The organism is Mesorhizobium sp. M7A.F.Ca.ET.027.03.2.1, assembly GCF_003999175.1.
Classification (GTDB): Bacteria; Pseudomonadota; Alphaproteobacteria; order Rhizobiales; family Rhizobiaceae; genus Mesorhizobium.
Genome location: NZ_RZOM01000733.1, coordinates 1 through 3,187 on the forward strand (window position 1 = coordinate 1; position 3,187 = coordinate 3,187).

General features: G+C 65.7%; 2 protein-coding genes. Both read left to right on the forward strand.

Annotation, left to right across the window (positions count from 1 at the left end; translation table 11 throughout):
• The coding region (locus tag EN750_RS25840; protein WP_127398241.1) for an NAD(P)H-hydrate dehydratase at positions 1 to 1,518 on the forward strand (1,518 nt) is incomplete at its 5' end.
• Positions 1,515 to 3,187 (forward strand): hypothetical protein (locus EN750_RS25845; protein ID WP_127398243.1); only part of this gene is annotated, 1,673 nt, incomplete at its 3' end. The genes EN750_RS25840 and EN750_RS25845, both read left to right, overlap by 4 nt.

Consider the following 3,187-nt stretch of genomic DNA (forward strand, 5'->3'; position numbering starts at 1 on the left):
GAAATGAGCGAGGCTGATCGGCTGACGATCGCGGCCGGTCCGGCCGATGGAATCAGCCTGATGCGGCGCGCGGGCGAAGCGGTCGCGACCGAGGTGCTCAAGCGCTATCCCTCGGCAAAGCACATCCATGTGCTCTGCGGGCCCGGCAACAATGGCGGCGATGGCTATGTCGTCGCACGCCTCCTGGCCGGCAGCGGCGTCGGCACAACGATCTGGTCATCCGGAGCGCCGAGGCCGGAAAGCGATGCGGCGCTCGCCGCCGCGGAATCCCTGGTCAAGTCCCGGCCGCTGTCTGATTTCGACGCCGAGTTCGGCTCGATCGTGATCGACGGGCTCTATGGGGCAGGGCTGTCCAAGCCGCTGTCCGGCGATGCCGCGAAAGCCGTCGATACCGTGACAGCCCTGCGCCTGCCCGTGGTCGCGATCGACCTGCCGTCGGGCGTCTCGGGAGCCAGCGGCGAAATATTGAGCAGGGCGTTTCGCGCCGAGGTCACCGTCACCTTCGCGCGGAAAAAGCCCGGCCACTTGCTGCTGCCGGGGCGCGGGCAATGCGGTGAAATCGTGCTCGCCGATATCGGCATCGATGACGGCATCATCGCCCAGCTCGCTGTCTCAACCTTCGAAAATATGCCGGACCTGTGGTTGCGGGAATTTCCGGTGCCGGCGGTTGACGCGCATAAATACAAGCGCGGCCATGTCGGCGTCTTTTCCGGCGGTCCCAGTGCTACCGGCGCGGCGCGGCTGTCGGCGATGGCCGCCGCGAGAAGCGGGGCAGGGGCGGTCACCGTGCTATCGCCTGGCAATGCCATGCAGGTGAACGCGACACACCTCACCTCGATCATGCTGCGAGAGGCGGGGTCACTCGAGGAGGTGCAGGAATTTCTGACGGCGCGCCATCCCGAGGCGCTGGTGTTTGGACCGGGACTCGGGCCAAAGCCCAAGGTCGGCGATTTCGCCCTGCAACTGATCAAGACCTTGGCGGAGGGTGCACGCGCATCGCAAACTGCAAACCACGGAGGAGCGATCGTGCTTGATGCCGATGCCATCACCTCTCTGGCCCATCAGCCGCAGGCGCTGTTCGAAGCCGCCCGTCAGCCAAACGCTCCAGCGTTGGTCATCACGCCGCACGAGGGTGAATTCGGCCGCTTGTTCCCAGGTATCGCCGGGGACAAAACCATGTCGAAATTGGACAAGGCGCGAGCGGCTGCCGCGCGGGCCAACGCAATGATCGTCTACAAGGGCGCCGACACGGTCGTAGCTGCGCCTGATGGCAAGGCAGCCATCAATTCCAATGGTGCGCCGTGGCTGGCCACAGCCGGGTCAGGCGACGTGCTGTCGGGCATCATCGCCGGTCTGCTCGCACAAGGCATGCCGCCCTTCGAGGGCACCTGCGCGGCGGTGTGGCTACACGCTGAAGCCGGCAGCCGGTTCGGACCCGGCCTGATCGCCGAGGATCTGCCGCTGGCGCTGCTGCCGGTGTTGCGTGAACTCTTCGACGCGCGCACGGCTGTTCTATGAAACGCGCCCTGGCTCCGTTGCTTGCCACCCTCATCGCTGTCTTCATGGCGTCGACGGCGCGCGCCGAAGGCCCTGTAACCGTCGTCGACAATCCGGCGGTGCTCGCCGCGCTCGATGCCGGGGGTTTCGGCTTCGCCGATGTTTTGGGGGTTGACGGCGAGGACGGTCTAAAGACGCTCTACGGCGAGGCGCCCGCCTATCACGCCATCGTCGACATCGTTGCCTCCGATGTTGCAGCGCTCCGCGCCGAGATGAAGGATGGCGGGCGGCCGCTCCACGAGGTGACAGACGGCAATGTCGGCCGCATCATGGATATGCGCTGGCTGAAGACCGATGCCGCGCGCTTCCGGCTGGTCGGCGTCGTCAACCGGCTCGACCGTCGCGATTTCACGCTGCTGCAAGGCGACAGGAGCTGCGGCGAGGTGCGCTTCATCTACCGCCTGGCCTACAGTTTTCGCAAGAACGGCAAGCTGCAGGCATCGCGCCTGCCGTTCAATTTCAATGCCGTCTACAGCGCCGCTCCCGATGCCGATGGCGGCTGCGTCGGCACTGCCGGACGCTGGGCGCCACAGCTTGACGAGAGCGTCGATGCCGGCTGGCTGACCGGCGGGCCGCTGGAGAAGGCCGGGCTGACCTTCAAGCAGCTGGAGCTCAACGCGCAGGTGGTGCGCTTCCCGTCCGGCCAGGAAACCGAGTTCGGCGGGCAGGCGGCCTATCTCATGCGGGTATTCGGCATCGATGGCGCTGCTATCAGCGAGAAGCCGCTGGAGAACACGCCCGACACCGCACGGCTCTCGCAGGACGCGGCGCTGAAAGCACGGCTTGCCGCCTATGTCGGCGCCAATTTGCCGGCGGTTGACGAAGGCGTCTATGAAATCCCCGACGAGTTCCTGGCCAGAAAGATCATATCATGGTCGACCTTCGGCAGCGCGCGGCAAGCCAATCATCCGTTTACGCAATTATTCCAGCCCAAGGAATTCGCATCGCTCGATTATTCCGCGTTGAAACTGCTGCGCACGCCGGAAGCGCTGGTCGAGCGGCTGGACAATGGCGCCTGCCAGGGTTGCCATCAGGCCGGTTCGACCGCCGGTTTCCATTTCATCGGGCTAGACGACAAGACAACATCGCCGCTGAACCGCATCGAGGTCGGGATTTCGCCGCATCTTCATGCCGAGATCCCGCGGCGCCAGGCGTGGCTCGCCGCCACGGCCGAAGGCAAGCAGCCGAACCGCTTCCGTCCGCTCTCCTTTGCGCCGCCGGCGGTCTGGACGAACGCCGACGCGGTCGACTATGCGCCGGCCGAGATGGCCATGCCGTGCCTGATGCCGGAAGATGCGACCCGCTTCGGCGCGACCTGGCAATGCGACGGCGGCACCGTCTGCACGCCGCTGGCCACCGCTTCAGGCGTGCACACGAAACTGGCGCAATGCCTGCTGCCCAAGGACAGCGAAAAAATGTTTTCCGGCCACCCCTGCCTGACCGGCTCGATCGCCAGCAACGCGGCGCAGCCTTTCAACGACCGCTATAGCAAATCGGGCCAATTCGCGGCCTTCGCCCCGGACATTTCCCGTACCGCCTACACCTGCCGTCCGCCGAAGATCGGCGTGCCTGGCGGCATCGCCTATCGCGGCTGCGACGACAAGGACCGCGACTTCGCGGCCTTCAAGGC